Source organism: Ramlibacter sp. PS3R-8 (genome assembly GCF_037572435.1).
Taxonomy (GTDB): Bacteria; Pseudomonadota; Gammaproteobacteria; order Burkholderiales; family Burkholderiaceae_C; genus Ramlibacter.
Map to the genome: position 1 here is coordinate 197,388 of NZ_JBBHGT010000001.1, position 14,417 is coordinate 211,804.

Annotated in this window: 14 protein-coding genes; 10 read left to right on the forward strand and 4 right to left on the reverse strand. The window is 67.5% G+C overall.

Annotation, left to right across the window (positions count from 1 at the left end; translation table 11 throughout):
- Nucleotides 1-21: 21 nt before the first annotated feature.
- Both WG902_RS00955 and WG902_RS00960 read right to left on the reverse strand, forming a co-directional pair.
- Nucleotides 22-903 carry a transglutaminase-like domain-containing protein gene (locus WG902_RS00955; RefSeq protein WP_340058004.1) on the reverse strand — a complete coding sequence of 294 codons (882 nt, stop codon included), beginning with the start codon at nucleotides 901-903 and terminating at the stop codon, nucleotides 22-24.
- Nucleotides 900-1,082, reverse strand: coding sequence for a hypothetical protein (locus WG902_RS00960; RefSeq protein WP_340058005.1), 183 nt, complete (start codon nucleotides 1,080-1,082; stop codon nucleotides 900-902). The genes WG902_RS00955 and WG902_RS00960 overlap by 4 nt, the downstream gene beginning before the upstream one ends.
- A 382-nt stretch (nucleotides 1,083-1,464) precedes the next feature.
- Between WG902_RS00960 and WG902_RS00965 the strand changes: the two genes are divergently transcribed.
- From WG902_RS00965 to WG902_RS01010, 10 genes are all read left to right on the forward strand, one after another.
- Nucleotides 1,465-1,872 carry a hemerythrin domain-containing protein gene (locus WG902_RS00965; protein ID WP_340058006.1) on the forward strand — a complete coding sequence of 136 codons (408 nt, stop codon included), beginning with the start codon at nucleotides 1,465-1,467 and terminating at the stop codon, nucleotides 1,870-1,872.
- A gap of 55 nt (nucleotides 1,873-1,927) precedes the next feature.
- Complete coding sequence (locus WG902_RS00970; RefSeq protein ID WP_340058007.1) at nucleotides 1,928-3,487, forward strand: (2Fe-2S)-binding protein; 1,560 nt, start codon at nucleotides 1,928-1,930, stop codon at nucleotides 3,485-3,487.
- The gene (locus tag WG902_RS00975; RefSeq protein WP_340058008.1) at nucleotides 3,484-4,332 is read left to right on the forward strand and encodes a hypothetical protein; all 849 of its coding nucleotides are present in this window, start codon (nucleotides 3,484-3,486) and stop codon (nucleotides 4,330-4,332) included. Before WG902_RS00970 ends, WG902_RS00975 begins: the two co-directional genes overlap by 4 nt.
- Nucleotides 4,329-4,874: a hypothetical protein gene (locus tag WG902_RS00980; RefSeq protein WP_340058009.1), complete on the forward strand. Its 546-nt coding sequence runs from the start codon at nucleotides 4,329-4,331 to the stop codon at nucleotides 4,872-4,874. Before WG902_RS00975 ends, WG902_RS00980 begins: the two co-directional genes overlap by 4 nt.
- Before the next feature lie 41 nt (nucleotides 4,875-4,915).
- A complete protein-coding gene (fumC, locus tag WG902_RS00985; protein ID WP_340058010.1) occupies nucleotides 4,916-6,295 on the forward strand; it encodes a class II fumarate hydratase in 1,380 nt (459 codons plus the stop codon).
- Between the two features lie 219 nt (nucleotides 6,296-6,514).
- Complete coding sequence (locus WG902_RS00990) at nucleotides 6,515-7,558, forward strand: extracellular solute-binding protein (RefSeq protein WP_340058011.1); 1,044 nt, start codon at nucleotides 6,515-6,517, stop codon at nucleotides 7,556-7,558.
- 9 nt (nucleotides 7,559-7,567) lie between these two features.
- A complete protein-coding gene (locus WG902_RS00995) occupies nucleotides 7,568-9,283 on the forward strand; it encodes an ABC transporter permease (RefSeq protein ID WP_340058012.1) in 1,716 nt (571 codons plus the stop codon).
- A gap of 11 nt (nucleotides 9,284-9,294) precedes the next feature.
- Nucleotides 9,295-10,359 (forward strand): ABC transporter ATP-binding protein, encoded by a 1,065-nt coding sequence (locus tag WG902_RS01000; protein WP_340058013.1) that lies wholly within the window; start codon nucleotides 9,295-9,297, stop codon nucleotides 10,357-10,359.
- A 39-nt stretch (nucleotides 10,360-10,398) separates the two neighbouring features.
- The gene (locus WG902_RS01005; protein ID WP_340059413.1) at nucleotides 10,399-11,805 is read left to right on the forward strand and encodes an MmgE/PrpD family protein; all 1,407 of its coding nucleotides are present in this window, start codon (nucleotides 10,399-10,401) and stop codon (nucleotides 11,803-11,805) included.
- Nucleotides 11,802-12,812 carry a PdxA family dehydrogenase gene (locus WG902_RS01010; RefSeq protein ID WP_340058014.1) on the forward strand — a complete coding sequence of 337 codons (1,011 nt, stop codon included), beginning with the start codon at nucleotides 11,802-11,804 and terminating at the stop codon, nucleotides 12,810-12,812. The genes WG902_RS01005 and WG902_RS01010 overlap by 4 nt, the downstream gene beginning before the upstream one ends.
- 157 nt (nucleotides 12,813-12,969) lie before the next feature.
- Here WG902_RS01010 and WG902_RS01015 read toward each other — a convergent pair whose 3' ends face one another.
- Complete coding sequence (locus tag WG902_RS01015; protein ID WP_340058015.1) at nucleotides 12,970-13,632, reverse strand: GntR family transcriptional regulator; 663 nt, start codon at nucleotides 13,630-13,632, stop codon at nucleotides 12,970-12,972.
- A gap of 90 nt (nucleotides 13,633-13,722) precedes the next feature.
- Nucleotides 13,723-14,340: a TIGR00645 family protein gene (locus WG902_RS01020; protein ID WP_340058016.1), complete on the reverse strand. Its 618-nt coding sequence runs from the start codon at nucleotides 14,338-14,340 to the stop codon at nucleotides 13,723-13,725.
- Nucleotides 14,341-14,417 lie beyond the last annotated feature (77 nt).

Here is a 14,417-nt window from a genome sequence, read left to right on the forward strand (position 1 = left end):
CGATTTTAGTCGCGCCCTGTGTCAGCTTGCCGCCAACATCGTTGCAGCGGACGTGGAGACCGCGTCCGATCGATGGTGGGGCACCTCCAAACCGGGGCCCTCCAGCGCCTGGACGCGGATGTAGGGCGCCATCGCCGTGACGCTGCCGAAGATCGTGGCGAACGCCACGTCGGCGGCATCGCGGCCGGTGCCGATGCGCAGGAACCCCATGGGGATGCCGGTGCCGGACGCATCGAAGATGTACCAGCGGTCACCCAGGTACACCTCCACGTAGGCGTGGAAGTCGGGCGGGCCGAGCGCCGGGTCGGCCCCGTAGTCCGTGCCGGTGGCAACGCGTGCGGGGATGTTCAGCGCCCGGCAGAGCGCCAGCATGAGGTGCGTGAAGTCGCGGCACACCCCCACCTGCTCGATGAGCGTGTCGACCGCCGAGGTGTTGGAGTTGCTGGTGTTCGACGCGAACGTCACGTGCCGCTGCACCCAGTGCTGCACCGCCAGGACCCGGCTGTAGCCCTGCCAGAGGTGCCCGAACGTGTTGGACGCCAGCCGAAGGAGGCGGTCGGACTGGCAATACCGGCTGGGATAGATGTAGGGCAGCACGTCCAGCGGCAGGCGCCGCACGGGCACCTCGTTCAAGGTCGCGGGGTCGGCGTGGTGGTGATCGATGCACACCGTCGCCGTGTAGTTCACCTGCAATTCGCCGGGGTTCGCATGCAGGCGCATCAGGCGGGTGGACGTCGCCGTATCCATCGCCACTTCGGCGTGCACCGGCTGGCTGAGCGCCAGCCGTTCCTGTTCAACCGTCTGCCGCTCGGTCTGGGCGGCGTGGATGTTGAAGACGAAATCGGCGCCTGCGGGATCCCGGATGTCATAACTGAGGTTGACGAGGTACTCGAGGCGAATCATTGTTCCTGCTTGTCTTCTGGCTTGCGCTTGACCGGCACGCCGGCTGCCTTGCGACGGATGTCGCGCTGGATGTGCTGGAAGATGTCTTCCGATCCCTCGCCCGACCGCTCGCCGGGCAGCACGGACTCGGGGCCGCCTCCGGTGTCAGGAGGCGGGGGCGGCTTTGGGGTCTTCGCCATGACGGTTGCTTGTCCTTGCCAAGGTTTCACTGTGGCCTTGGGGCGCGGCACAGCTTGTAGGAACGTTGCGGAAGCCTTCGCAAGCGAATTTCCGGCCGGAGGCCGCCGACGTGCGCCCCGGTAACTGCGAGCATGCGCGCTATGTCGCAGGCAGGTCGGCAGGAGGGCCTTCCATGCACGGGCACTTCCGTAGGGGCCTTCCCGCTGCGGCCTGTTGCAAATCGGGGAGCCGTTCAGGCCCAAGCGGACACCGGTTATCGGCCCCGGGTCGCAGCGGACGCAACTTCCTCACGGAGCGTGCACCGCGGTGGTGTTCCGCATCTGGCGTTCGCGCACCAAGGTGGTTACAAATCGTTTCACCGAAACGACTTTGGTATCAACCATGGGCTTCACCGACAAATTCAAGGCGCAGCACGACGACATCCTCCAGGCTGCCGGCGAAATCACTGCGCAACTCAAGGCCAACGGTGATCCGGCCGCCGTGCGCAAGATGCTGTCCAACCTGGCCGGCAAGGTGAACTTCCACCTGGCCATGGAGGACGAGGCGCTCTATCCGCGGCTGATGACGGGCGGCACGGCCGCCGTGAAGACGAAGGCGACCAAGTTCAAGGAGGAGATGGGCGGGCTGGGCCGCGTCTTCACCGATTACAACAACAAGTGGCAGACCTCGGCCATCCGCGCGGACTTCGACGGCTTCGCCAACGAAACCCGCAAGGTGTTCGGTGCGCTGGCCAAGCGCATCGAGCGGGAGAACAACGAGCTCTACCCGCTGGCCGACAAAGCGTCCTGAACGACGGCGTGTCGTCGTGAAGGTCCGCTTGCACCCGCAGGAACCGCGCCGGGACGTGTCCGCACGTCCGGGGGTGGCCTGCCTGTGCGCCAACGTGAGCCATGCCGAACTCACGGAGGCTGTCGCCTCCGATCCGGACGCCACGCTGGAATCCCTGGGCGCGACGCTCGGCTGCGGCCTGCAGTGCGGCAGCTGCGTGCCGGCCATTCGCGAGGCGTTGGGCGAGCTCGCCTGGTTCCCGGCGCGCGTGGCCGTCCAGCCCATCACCACGGCCGGTGACCTGAAGGGCGCGGACCGCCTGATCTTCCGGGTGGAACTGTCGCTCCAGGACGGCCCGGACTACCCGGTGGTGCAGCCCGGCCAGCACGTCGTGCTGCGCGCCGAGGACGACCAGGGCGTCGTCGAGCGGACGTACACCGTGGTGTCGCAGGACGTCCCCGGTCGCAGGCTCACCGTGGCCATCCGCCGCAAGCCGGAAGGGCGCTTTACGCCCTGGCTGCTGTGCAACGACACCGTGGAACGGCGCGTGGACGTGTCCGTTCCTGGCGGGCCCGGCCTGGCGACGGCGGGTTATCGCTCGGCGGTGTTCTTCGCCGCGGGCGTGGGCGTGACGCCGGCCGTCGCGATGGCCAGCGCCCTCGGCTCCAGCGCCACGATGCACCTGGACTACAGCGTGTCGGGTGCCGAGGACGCGGCATTCCTGCCGCGGTTCGACAACCGCTGCAAGGAACGCGCGGGCTTCACCTACGCGCTGCGCGAAACCTCCGTGTCGGGGACCATCCGGCAAAAGGAAGTGCGCGTGCTGGCCGAGCGCTTTCCCGCGGCCAAGTTCTTCATCTGCGGTCCGCACGGCTACGTGGAATACGTGCTGCGCGCGCTGCGCAAGTCGGGCGTGGAGCGCCAGCGCATCCACGTGGAGTTGTTCGCGCTGTCGGCCGAGAAGAGGCAGACCCGGTCGTTTCGCTTCAAGGCCTACGTGGCCGGTGCGCTGATGACGTTGCTGCCGCTGCTGGTGCTGCTGCCGGCGCTGCAGGACATGCGCCCGCACGGCCACCCGAACGTCGGCCACGAGCAGCTCAAGTGCGTGTCCTGCCATGCCGAAACGCCCGCTTCGCTGCGCCAGACCTTGCAGGCGAAGGTGAAGCACACCATCGGGCTGCGTGAAACCGGCGCCGTGCTCGGCATGCAGCCCGTCACCACGGCCACCTGCACCCAGTGCCATGCCAACCCGGGCGATCGCCACGCGCCGCACCGCTTCCTGGAGCCGCGCTTCGAGAAGGCGCGTGCCGAGACCGGCGCGCAGCAATGCGTCAGCTGCCACCGCGAGCATTCGGGCGTGCGCATCACCGCGGCCAGCACCGGCTACTGCGTGAGCTGCCACTCCGACCTGAAGGTGAAGGACGACAAGGCCTCGCCCACCCACGACCACCTGGTGCGTGAGAAGCGCTGGGACACCTGCATGCAGTGCCACGACTATCACGGCAACCACAAGTGGCGCGCGCCGCTGCGCCTGGTGGATGCCACCACGGTGGACGTGCTGGAGAAATACATGAAGACCGGGCCTTCGCCTTTCGGCAGCCCGCTGATCAAGGCGAAACAGGAGCTGACCCCGTGAAGATCAGCGCACCCGCTGCTGCCAGCGTTGGCGCCTTCTTGCTGGCGGCCATCTACCTGTTCGTGTCGGCGCCACCGGCGCTGCCGGACCGGCAAGGCGGCGGCCAGATGGTGCCCGCGGAAACCGCGCTGGCGCTGCTGGATGCGGAGAGCGCCTCCATCCGCGCCATGTACACGCGCGAAATCGTCGGTGAAGGCGGCAAGCACGGCCTGGCTTTCCGGGAGGACTGGAAGAAGGAGGAGGTCAAGGCCGGGCCGCTGCCCGCGCTGCTGCTGCGCGAGACCTCCGCGCGCCTGCAGATGCGGGTGCCCGAACTGGCGCTGTTCCTCGGCTCGGACTATCCGCTGGTGAAGGAGAACCTCTTCACCGGCCAGCAGGCGGTGTATTACCAGGAGGTCAAGAAGACGATGCAGCCGAAGTTCTTCTTCGACGCCGCGCAGGGCCGCACGACGGCGATGTTCCCCGACCGCGCCAGCGCCAAGGCCTGCGTCACCTGCCACAACGAGCACCCGAACACGCCCAAGAAAGACTGGGTGCTCGACGAGCCGATGGGCGCGACCACCTGGTCGTACGCCGGCAAGCAGGTGCCGTCCGAGACGATGCTGCGGATGATCGCGCAACTGCGCGTCTCCGCGGTGGACGCGTATGGGTCGTACCTGCAGAAGGTGACCCGGTTCGAGGGCGCGACGCGCCCGACGGTGGGTGACAAGTGGCCCCGGGAGGGCAACTACCTGCCGGATGTCGAAACCTTCCGCAAGGCGGTGGAAACGGCCAACTCCATGCGCACGCTCAACGGCGTGCTGGCAGCCGTGTCCCCGCCGCGCGCACCGGAGCCGAAGAAATGAGCGCGGTCCTCCTTCCTGGCGGCGCCGTCCGCACGCGGCGGATCGCCAAGCGGCCCGCCCGCCGGCCGATCGCATGGCTGCCGCTGTTCGTGCTGTTCATCGTCGTGCTGCTCGAGGCCACCGCGTTGGTGCGGCCGCAGGCGCTGCAAGTGCATCCCCTGCAGAGTTCGGTCGGCTTCAAGCAGCTGTCCGGCTATTCGATGCTGGTGCTGATGGCCTTCGCCATGTCGTTCGGCTGGCTGCGGCGACTGCCCCTGCTGGCCGGCAAGCAGGCACTGCTGAAGGAGGCCCACCTGGTCTCGGGACTGCTGATCCTGGCCCTGCTGGCGCTGCACCTCGTGAACGTTCCGCTCGGCTACCTGTCCTTCGTGTTCCATGGGATGGCGCTGGCCATCGCCGCGGGCGCGCTGCGCGCCGTGCTGGGACCGCGCATCGGCCCGAAGGGCTGCGTGGTGCTGCTGGCCGTGCACATCGGCCTGTCGTGTGCCGTGGTCGCGTCCGGGCTGGTGCACGTCTACCTGGTCTACGCGTACACGGCCTGAGCCAGCACACGGCGCCGCAAAACTGCTAGGGTGCGGGGATCATGTCCACCCGCATCGAACACGACACCTTCGGCCCCGTCCAGGTCCCCGCGGACCGCCTGTGGGGCGCCCAGACGCAGCGATCGCTGCAGAACTTCGACATCTCCGGCGAGCGGCAGCCGCGGGAGGTGATCCGCGCGCTGGTGCAGATCAAGCGCTCCTCGGCTGTCGTCAACCACCTGCTCGGGCTGCTGGACCAGCAGAAGGCGGCGGCCATCGTGGCCGCGGCCGACGAGGTGCTGCAAGGCAAGCACGAGGACGAATTCCCGCTCGTGGTCTGGCAGACCGGCTCCGGCACCCAGACCAACATGAACGTCAACGAGGTGCTGGCCAATCGCGCCAGCGAGCTGCTCGGCGGCACGCGCGGCGAGGGCCGCACGGTGCACCCGAACGACGACGTCAACAAGAGCCAGTCGTCCAACGATGTCTACCCGACGGCGATGCACCTGGCCGCCGTCGATGCCATCCGCAACCGGCTGATGCCGTCGCTGGCGCGCCTGAAGGCAACGCTGGCGGCCAAGTCCGAGGCTTTCCGCGACATCGTCAAGATCGGCCGCACCCACCTGCAGGACGCCACGCCCCTGACGCTGGGGCAGGAGTTCTCGGGCTACGTCGCGCAACTGGAACAGGCCGACCGCCACCTGCACGGCGCGCTGCCGCACCTGTGCGAGCTGGCGCTGGGAGGCACCGCGGTGGGCACCGGTCTGAATGCGCCCAAGGGCTATGCGGAACAGGTGGCCACCGAGCTCGCGCGGCTGACGGGGCTGCCGGTGGTGACCGCCGCCAACAAGTTCGAGGTCATGGCCGCCGCCGATGCGCTGGTGCACGCGCACGGCGCGCTCAAGACGCTGGCGGCCAGCCTGATGAAGATCGCCAACGACGTGCGCTGGCTGGCGAGCGGCCCGCGCAGCGGCATCGGCGAGATCAGCATCCCCGAGAACGAGCCGGGCTCGTCGATCATGCCGGGCAAGGTGAACCCGACGCAGAGCGAAGCGATGACGATGCTGTGCTGCCAGGTGTTCGGCAACGACGTCGCCATCAATTTCGGCGGCGCCTCGGGCAACTTCGAGCTGAACGTCTTCCGGCCGATGATCGCGCACAACTTCCAGCAGAGCGTGCGCCTGCTGGCCGACGGCATGCGCAGCTTCAACGACCACTGCGCGGTGGGCATCGAGCCGAACCGCGATCGCATCCAGGAGCTGGTGGACCGCTCGCTGATGCTGGTGACGGCACTGAACCCGCACATCGGCTACGACAAGGCGGCGGCCATCGCCAAGAAGGCGCACAAGGAAGGCACCAGCCTGCGCGAAGCCGCGGTCGCCTCCGGGCATCTCACCGGCGAACAGTTCGACCAATGGGTGCGGCCGGAGAAGATGGTCTAGTTGTCATCCCCACGCGGATCGCCGGGGTCCGCCGGCGGCGGAACCCGGCCTACGGAAGCGCAGTTCGCAGGTCGGGTTGCGCGCAGCGCACCCCGACGCCGCGCCCCCTTAATCCTTTCCCATCAGTGTCGACGTTATGGTCTGAACTGTTGACACTTTGAAATTGCGCCTCCAATAATGGCCAGCGCCGTCAGAAGCCGATTCATTCAGGAGACAAGCATGTCAGCCAAGCCCGTTGCCGCCGTCCTGGCGCTCGTGGCCGCACTCGCCTCGGGTGTCGCCCATTCCCAAGCTCCCGCGCCGTACGACGCGTCGCCGGCACTCATTGCCGCCGCGCAGAAGGAGGGCAAGCTCGTCTGGTATTCAGCCACCGACGTGCAGGTGGCGGAGAAACTCGCCCGCGCCTTCGAAGCCAAGTACCCCGGTGTCAAGGTGCAGGTGGAGCGCTCGGGGTCGGAGCGCATCTTCCAGCGCATCAACCAGGAATACGGCAGCAAGATCCACGCCGTGGACGTGATCGAGACGTCCGACGCCGTGCACTTCCTCCACTTCAAGAAGCAGGGCTGGCTGCAAGCCGCCGTGCCGTCCGAAGTGGCGAAGCACTGGCCCAAGGACGAGCGGGATCCCGACGGGCAGTTCGCCACGTACCGGGCCCACCTCTCCGTCATCGCGTACAACAGCAAGTTGATTCCGAAGGAGCAGGCGCCCAAGTCGCATGCCGACCTGCTGGACCCCAAGTGGAGCGGCAAGATGGTGAAGGCGCACCCGGGGTACAGCGGCACGATCATGACCGGGACGCAGGCGCTGTCGCAGTCGCCGCTGGGATGGAAGTACTTCGAACAGCTGGGCAAGCAGAAGGTGATGCAGGTCCAGTCCTCCACCGAGCCGCCGAAGAAACTGGCCGCCGGCGAGCGCCCGGTCATGGCCGACGGCAACGAGTACAACGTGTTCCTGCTCAAGGAAAGCGGCGTACCCATCGAGCCCGTCTACGCCCCGGAAGGCACGCCGCTGGTGGAAGGCAACGCCGCGCTGCTGAAGAACGCGCCCAACCCGAACGCGGCCAAGCTGTTCTATCACTTCATGTTCACCAGGGAAGCGCAGCAGCTCAATAGCGATGTCGGCGGCCTGCGTTCCTTCCACCCCGAGGTGAAGGAGAAGGCCGGCCGCACGCCGCTGTCGCAGATCAAGCTGCTGCACTCGGACCCGTCCAAGCTCGACCCGGACTTGATCAAGAAGAAGTACGAAGAGTATTTCGGGACCTGAGGCCGCTGAATGACGGTCGCCGTCCCCGCCGCCGAAACCCTCGCCAAGCCCCCCTTCCGCATCGACCTGCTCCGGCCAGCGTTCTACGCGCTGGCCGTGCTGCTGGCCGTGCTGGTGGTGCTGCCGCTGGCCTGGCTGGCGTACTACAGCGTCGTCGACAAGGACGGCCATTTCACGCTGGGCAACTTCGCGGCGCTGGTCACCGACCCCACGCTGCGCCGGCCTTACCTGCTGGCGATCGGCATGGCGCTGGGCGTCGGCGTGCTGTCCGCCGCCGTCGCGACACCGCTGGCCTGGCTGGTGTCGCGCACCGACCTGCCGGGACGCCGGCTGGCGCGGGCGCTGGTGACGGCCTCCTTCGTGACGCCGCCGTTCCTGGGCGCGATCGCCTGGGAGATCCTCGCCGCACCGAACAGCGGCCTGATCAACGTGTTCTGGCGCCACGTTGCCGGAGGGCAGGCCTACGACGCACCCCTGGTCAACATCTACAGTTTCGGCGGGCTGGTGTTCGCCATCGCCTGCTACACCTTTCCCTACGTCTTCACGCTGGTGGCCAACGGGCTGGACCGGGTGCCGTCGGACCTGGAGGACGCGTCATCGATCCTCGGCGCGCGGGCCTGGACCACGCTGCGCAAGGTGACCTTCCCGCTGGTGCTGCCCGCCGTGCTGGCCGGCTCGCTGATCGCCATCCTGCAGGCGCTGACGATGTTCGGGTCCCCGGCGATCCTGGCGCTGCCCGCCGGCTTCCACGTCATCACCACCAAGATCTGGAGCCTGTTCCAGTTCCCGCCCAAGCCCGGTCTGGCCGCCGCCGCGGCGCTGCCGCTGCTGCTGATCACGGTGCTGCTGCTGCAAGGCAAGTCCTGGATCCTGGGCCGCAAGGGCTACACGGTGCTGGGCGGCAAGAGCGGCGCGCCGCGCATCACCTACCTGGGCAAGTGGATGCCGTTCGGCGTGCTGTTCGCCCTGGTCGTGCTGTCGCTCACCGTGCTGCTGCCGTACGCAGCGCTGTTGAAGACGGCGGTCACCAAACACGGCATCGAAGGCCTGACGCTGGCCAACTTCCACTTCGTGTTCTTCGAGTTCTCGGCCACGCAGCTGGCCATGAAGAACACCTTCCTGCTCGGCTTCGCCACCGCCACGCTCGGCACCGGGGTCGCGCTGGTCTGTGCGTACATGGTGTCGCGCGCACCGGTGCGCGGCTCGCCGGTGCTCGGCTTGCTGGCAACGGCGCCGGTCGCCATCCCCGGCATCGTGCTCGGCGTCGGGCTGTTCCTCACGTACTCGCATCCGTACCTGATGCTCTACGGCACGCTGTGGATCCTGCTGATCGCCTTCCTCACCATCGAGATGCCGGTGGGCTACCAGCAGATGTCCGCGGCTTTCCACGGCATCCACCCGGAACTGGAGGAGGCCAGCCGCATCCTCGGCGCCTCGCGCCTGAAGACGCTGCGACTGATCACCGCGCCGCTGCTGCGCACCAGCGTCATCGCCACCTGGTGCTTCGTCTTCATCGGCACCATCCGCGAGCTCAGCGCCACCATCCTGCTCACCACGGCCAACACCAAGCTGGTGTCCGTGATCATCTACGACCTCAACGAAAGCGGCGACATGGGCGCGATCTCGGTGCTGGGCCTCATGCTCCTGCTCGTCTCCTTCACCGTCGTGATCATCGCCAACCGCCTGCCACTGCTCGGCGGCCCGCGCCTGCCGGCGCTCCGATAAGAAGAACAAGCATGGGATTCCTGGAACTCAAGGGACTGACGAAGCGCTACGGCAGCGCGGCGGTGGTCAAGGACGTGTCGTTGTCGGTGGAGAAGGGGCAACTCGTGTGCCTGCTGGGGCCCTCGGGCTGCGGCAAGACCACGACGCTGCGGCTGATCGCCGGCTTCGTGGAGCCCGACGAGGGCGAGATCAGCGTCGGCGGCCGGCGGGTCTCGTCGCCCGGCAACAGCGAGGCGCCCGAGCGCCGCAACATGTCGATGATCTTCCAGAGCTACGCGCTGTGGCCGCACATGACGGTGTACGACAACGTCGCTTACGGCCTCAAGCTGCGCGGCCTGACCAAGGCCGACATCCAGCAGCGCGCCGACACCATCCTGGCGGCGACCAAGCTGTCGCAACTCGCGCAGCGCTATCCGGGCGAGCTCTCCGGCGGGCAGCAGCAGCGCGTGTCGCTGGCGCGCGCCCTCGTGGTGGAACCGGAGACGCTGCTGCTCGACGAGCCGCTGTCCAACCTGGACGCGAACCTGCGCGAGGAGATGCGCTTCGAGATCCGCCGCCTGCACGACAAGTTCCGCTACACCACCGTGTACGTCACGCACGACCAGTCCGAGGCGATGACGGCCGCCGACATGATCGTCGTCATGAACCAGGGCGTGATCGAGCAGGCCGGAACGCCCGAGGACATCTACCAGCGGCCGCGCACGGAATTCGTCGCGCGTTTCATCGGCGGCACCAACATCTTCCGGGGCCGCTGGGACGGACGGGACGGCGTGGCGGCGGGCAATGGCCTCGTGCTGCGCTGCGGCTCTGGCGATTACACGGCGCAGGGCGACACGGCGGTGTCGGTGCGCCAGCACGACGTGCGCCTGGCGACCTCGCGGCCCGACGGCGCCACCAACAGCGTGCAGGGCACCGTGGCGCGCCAGATCTACCTGGGCTCGCATCGCGACTACCTGGTGAACCTGGCTGACGGCGAAACCGTGCGCGCGCTGGCGCCGGCGAACGTGAGCATCCCGCCGGGCGAGACCGTGTGGCTGCACCTGCCGCCCGAACACTGCCGCGCCCTGGCGCATTGAACAGAACACACCATTTCAACAAGGAGTACCCGAGTGAGCATGACCGACCAGCAGGCAACGGAGCAACTGACCCGCTACGTTTCCGACTTCATCTGCACGACCCAGCTGTCGGACCTGCCGCAGGAGGTGGTGGCGCTCGGCAAGAAGCACATCCTCGACGGACTGGGCCTGGCGCTGTCCGGCGGCGCCAGCCACTGTGGCGGGCTGGTGCGCAAGCACCTGGGCGACCTGAACCTGGGCACGGGCCCGGCCACCGTGATCGGCACGCGCCTGAAGGTGGCGCCGCGGTTTGCGGCCTTTGCCAACGGCGTGGGCATCCACGCGGACGACTACGACGACACGCAACTGGCGGTGGCCGCCGACCGGGTCTACGGCCTGCTCACGCACCCCACCGCGCCGGCGCTGCCCGCCGCGCTGGCGATGGCGGAAGCGCTGGGGGCCAGCGGTGCGCAAGCCATGCTGGCCTATCACCTGGGGGTGGAGGTGGAATGCAAGATCTCCGAGGCGATCAACCCGCGGCATTACCAGACGGGCTTCCATTCCACCGCCACCTGCGGCACCTTTGCCGCCGCCGCGGCCGCATCGCGCCTGATGGGGCTGAACGAGGAGACGACGTCCCGCGCGTTGTCCATCGCCGGCAGCCAGTCGGCCGGCCTGCGCGAGAACTTCGGCACCATGACCAAGCCGTTCCACGCGGGCCGCTCCTCCGAGAGCGGCGTGGCGGCGGCGCAGTTCGCCTCCTACGGCTGGACGGCCACGGACAAGATCCTGGAAGCGCCGCGTGGCTTCTTCAGCGCCGCCGGCGGCGGCTACGACGCCGAGGCCATCGCCGGCAAACTGGGCAAGCCGTGGACCTTCGTCGAGCCGGGCATCTCGATCAAGCCGCATCCGTCCGGCTCGCTCACGCACCCCGGCATGACCGAGATGGCGCGGCTGATCCGCGAGAACAAGATCCAGGCCAGGGACGTGGTGCGGGTGCGCGTGGGCACCAACCACAACATGCCCAACGCGCTGATCCACCATCGGCCGACCAATGAACTGCAGGCCAAGTTCTCCATGGAATTCTGCATGGCGATCCTGCTGCTGGAAGGACGCGCCGGCCTGAACGAGTTCACCGACGAAGTGGTGATGCGCCCCGAGGTGAAGAAGATGATCGAGAAGATCGACTTCGTCGTCGACAAGGAGGCGGAGGCCGCGGGGTACCACAAGATGACGACCCTGATCGACATCGAGCTGGCCGGGGGCCGCAAGGTGTCCGGCCGCGCCGACTTCGGCAAGGGCAGCCCCGCCATGCCCATGAGCTACGACGACGTGGCCGACAAGTTCCGCGAGAACTGCGAGTTCGCGAAGTTCCCGAAGCAACGCGCCGAGGAAGTGGTGGCGATGGTGCGCACGCTCGATACGCTGCCGTCGATCGCCACGCTGATGGACAAGCTGGCGGTATGAGCAAGAACGAAGGCTTGCCCCTCCTGGGCCTGTCGCTCGGCGACGTCACCGGCATCGGCCCCGAGATCAGCGTGAAGCTGCTCGCGAGCGGCCTGCTGCGCGACGTGGCGCGGATCGCGGTGATCGGCGATGCCCGCGTGCTGGACCTGGGTTGCCGCGACGCCGGGCTGCAGCCGGCGCGGCGCTCCTATGCCAGCGTGGCGGCGATCGACTGGTCGCGCGACGAGATTCCGATCGTGGACCTGGGCAACGTCGATCCTTCCGCCATCGCGCGCGGCCAGGCATCGGCGGAGGCCGGGCGGCTGGCCGGCGAGACGCTGCAGCGGATGACGGAACTGGCGCACGCCGGCGACATCGAGGGCGTCACCTTCGCGCCGCTGAACAAGGGCGCCCTGCACAAGGGCGGCTGGAAGTACCTGGACGAGCACCAGATGTTCGCCGCGTGGAACCAGCACCAGGGCTTCTTCGGCGAGATGAACGTCATCGAACAGTTCTCGACCTTCCGCGTCACCTCGCACGTGGCGCTGCGGCAGGCGCTGGAGATGATCACGCCCGAGCGCATCGCCAGCGCCGTGCACCTGGCCGACGACAGCCTGCGCGCCGCGGGCATCGCCAAACCGCGCATCGGCGTGGCGGCGCTCAACCCGCATTGCGGCGAAGGCGGCCTGTTCGGCGACGAGGAAATCCGCCTGATCGCCCCGGCCGTGCGCCGGCTGGCGGAGGAGGGCATCACGGTGTCCGGCCCCATCTCCTCCGACGCCATTTTCCTGAAGGCGCTCAAGGGCGAATTCGACGGCGTCGTGATGATGTACCACGACCAGGGCCAGATCGCGACCAAGCTGCTCGGCTTCAACAAGGGCGTCACGGTGACGGCGGGCCTGCGCACGGTGTACACGACGCCGGCGCATGGCACGGCCTACGACATCGTCGGGCAGGGCAAGGCGGACACGGGGGCGCTGGAACAGGCGCTGCGGATCGCGGCGCGGATGGCGGTGGCGCGGCGCTAGAACCGTTTCGGGCATCGGTTTTTCAACGCAGAAGGAAGACCAAAGGAAGCCAAAAGACGCAGAAGGAAATCCGGAGTCCTTTTGCGTCTTTTGAATTCCTTTTGCATCCCTTCTGCGTTGAAGACCGGCGAGCGTTCCGGCCCCCCGTGCGGCACGTTCAGGTATCCGCTGCAACCAGCAAACGCTGCCGCCCCGACTGGATATGCTCCTCGGCGCACTGTTTCGCCCGGGTCGCATTGCCTTTTGAAATCGCGTCGTACAGCTTGCGGTGTTCGACGTTGGACCGGCGCATGTTGCCCGGCGCATTGAAGTTCTGCCGCCGGTACAGGTGCAGCTCCTTCACGTAGCTGTCGTACAGCTGGTGCGCCCGCTCGCTGCGGGACAGCTCCAGCACCAGCTCGTGGTACTCGACGTTCTGTTCGTAATACGAGCCACCGTCGCCGGCCTGCGCCGCGCGGTCCATGCCGTCCAGCAGCGCTTCGAAGCGGGCGCGCTCCGTATCGGTGATGTGCTCGCAGGCGCGCTCGGCGGCAAAGCCAAAGACCAGGGCCCGCAGGTCGTAGATCTCCAGCATCTCCTTGACCGACACCTTGCGGACGAAGACGCCGCGATTCACCACGGGCGTGACGAGCCCCGTGCCGGTCAGGATGCGGATCGCTTCGCGGATGGGGCCGCGGCTGGTGCCCATGCGCACGGCCAGGGCCGCCTCGTTCAGCCGGTCGCCGGCGCGGAACTCCCCGGCGTAGATCAGCTGCTTGAGCTGCTCCGCGATGCTGCGGGGCAGGCCTTCGGTGGTCTGGATGGGAGGGACGGCGTTCATGCGGCATCGCCAGGAGGGCGATGTCGGCAATTATAGAAATTCTGTCGACTTTGTCATCCGGAGTGTCGACACTTCGCGGCTTTTCCGCCCTCAAAGCTCCTCTGTGTTGCGGTGCGCCGGCGCCGACATCAGGCGGTCGGTGTACGCGATGGCCATGGCGGACAGCAGGAAGGTGATGTGGATCACCGTCTGCGCGATCAGCACCTTGTCCGTGTAGTTGCCCGCATTGATGAAGGTCTTGAGCAGGTGGATCGACGAGATGCCGATGATGGCGGTGGCCAGCTTCACCTTGAGCACCGACGCATTCACGTGGCTCAGCCACTCCGGCTGGTCCCGGTGCCCCTGCAGGCCCATGCGGCTGACGAAGGTTTCGTAGCCGCCCACGATCACCATGATCAGCAGGTTGGAGATCATCACCACGTCGATCAGCGCCAGCACCACCAGCATGATGATGGTCTCGTTCAGCGCGGTGACGGCCTGGCCGGTATAGCCGATGCTGTGGACCAGGTGCTGCAACGCGTCCTGCGCGCCGCCGGCGGCCAGCACCAGGTACCAGAGCTCCAGCAGGAAGTGCACCACGTACACGGCCTGCGCCGCGATGAGTCCCAGGTACAGGGGCAGTTGCAGCCAGCGGCTGGCGAAGATCAGGTTGGGGAGCGGCCGCAGGGGAGAAACGGGGCCGATGGAAGGCGGATGGTCTTTGCGCATGGAGCTGGGGATTCCTAGGGTCCGCGCGATTGTAGTTTCCGCCCGCGAAAGGTTAGATTGGGGCGCATCGGCGCTGC

Coding starts and splice junctions, on each gene's coding strand:
- WG902_RS00990 (WP_340058011.1), top strand. CDS start 6,515: ATGTCAGCCAAGCCCGTTGCCGCCGTCCTGGCGCTCGTGGCCGCACTC.
- WG902_RS01020 (WP_340058016.1), bottom strand. CDS start 14,340: ATGCGCAAAGACCATCCGCCTTCCATCGGCCCCGTTTCTCCCCTGCGG.
- WG902_RS00980 (WP_340058009.1), top strand. CDS start 4,329: ATGAGCGCGGTCCTCCTTCCTGGCGGCGCCGTCCGCACGCGGCGGATC.
- WG902_RS00965 (WP_340058006.1), top strand. CDS start 1,465: ATGGGCTTCACCGACAAATTCAAGGCGCAGCACGACGACATCCTCCAG.
- WG902_RS01015 (WP_340058015.1), bottom strand. CDS start 13,632: ATGAACGCCGTCCCTCCCATCCAGACCACCGAAGGCCTGCCCCGCAGC.
- WG902_RS01000 (WP_340058013.1), top strand. CDS start 9,295: ATGGGATTCCTGGAACTCAAGGGACTGACGAAGCGCTACGGCAGCGCG.
- WG902_RS00995 (WP_340058012.1), top strand. CDS start 7,568: ATGACGGTCGCCGTCCCCGCCGCCGAAACCCTCGCCAAGCCCCCCTTC.
- fumC (WP_340058010.1), top strand. CDS start 4,916: ATGTCCACCCGCATCGAACACGACACCTTCGGCCCCGTCCAGGTCCCC.
- WG902_RS01010 (WP_340058014.1), top strand. CDS start 11,802: ATGAGCAAGAACGAAGGCTTGCCCCTCCTGGGCCTGTCGCTCGGCGAC.
- WG902_RS01005 (WP_340059413.1), top strand. CDS start 10,399: ATGACCGACCAGCAGGCAACGGAGCAACTGACCCGCTACGTTTCCGAC.
- WG902_RS00960 (WP_340058005.1), bottom strand. CDS start 1,082: ATGGCGAAGACCCCAAAGCCGCCCCCGCCTCCTGACACCGGAGGCGGC.
- WG902_RS00955 (WP_340058004.1), bottom strand. CDS start 903: ATGATTCGCCTCGAGTACCTCGTCAACCTCAGTTATGACATCCGGGAT.